1 protein-coding gene is annotated in these 363 nt (G+C 42.1%); it reads right to left on the bottom strand.

The window, feature by feature from the left end:
- Positions 1 to 234, bottom strand: a 234-nt coding sequence (locus A3729_RS10685) for a chemotaxis protein CheW (RefSeq protein ID WP_197475788.1), incomplete at its 3' end; no start/stop codon positions are given.
- Between the last annotated feature and the right edge of the window lie 129 nt (positions 235 to 363).

The following is a 363-nucleotide window of genomic DNA, read 5'->3' as shown; positions in this document are numbered from 1 at the left end:
TGCCATCCCCATATCCATAATAGGGATAGTTCCACCACGAATATGCGCGACACCGCGAACAACAGGATGTCGTTGTGGCATCATAGTTAACTTAGGGCACTGCAATACTTCTTTAACCTTAAAAACGTTAATTCCGTATATCTGCTGACCCTGAAGCTTAAACAACAATAATTCCAGTCGATTCTGCCCAACGAGCTGAGTTCGTTGGTTAACACTGTCCAGAATACCGGCCATATATATAGCTCCCCTAACGATGTTCAGAGCGGTATGTTACTTGCTTAAGTATTTAGCAGAATGCTTGATACTTAAGCAAATAGGTAAAACCCTGAGCAACGATTTGTACTTTTGACGCAACACTCAGTT

Source organism: Oleiphilus sp. HI0043, from assembly GCF_001634935.1.
This window is presented reverse-complemented; position numbering and strand designations above follow the sequence as displayed.